The 433-nt window shown below is 57.5% G+C and carries 1 protein-coding gene; it reads left to right on the top strand.

Going from position 1 to position 433, the window contains the following annotated elements; all coding sequences use genetic code 11:
- A partial coding sequence (locus DW640_RS24225) for a ParA family protein (RefSeq protein WP_370448865.1) occupies positions 1–329 on the top strand: 329 nt, incomplete at its 5' end.
- Positions 330–433: the final 104 nt, after the last annotated feature.

The following is a 433-nucleotide window of genomic DNA, read 5'->3' as shown; positions in this document are numbered from 1 at the left end:
AGAGTACCCTGAAATTCGTCACGATGTTCCGCGACAGGCTGATGACTACCGGACAGGCGAAAACAAAGGGGCTGCATCTGTTCTGGACGATGGTGGACGGCAGGGAGAGGAACGACTTGTACGGCATCTACGAGGAAGTGATAGCCGAAATGGGCTTTCCGGTACTTTCCACCCGCTTGCCCGACAGCAAGAAGTTCCGCCGTGACCTTTCGGAAGAGCGCAAGAGCGTTTTCCGCTCCACCATCTTCCCGATGGACACGGCACTGCTGAAAGGGAGTGGCATCCGGGAGTTTTCCGAAGAGATAAGCGACATCATCAGACCGCAGTGAGCATGGGCAGCAGGAAAGTGAACACGGAAGGCATCGACGAGGAACTGCTGTTAGCCTCCATCGGGCGGCGCACACAGGACGGGACACTGCGCCCCGCACAGGAA

Source organism: Bacteroides sp. AM23-12, assembly GCF_003434395.1.
Taxonomy (GTDB): Bacteria; Bacteroidota; Bacteroidia; order Bacteroidales; family Bacteroidaceae; genus Bacteroides; species Bacteroides thetaiotaomicron.
Note: the sequence above shows the minus strand (reverse complement) of the source record. Positions and strands in the feature narration are given on the sequence as shown.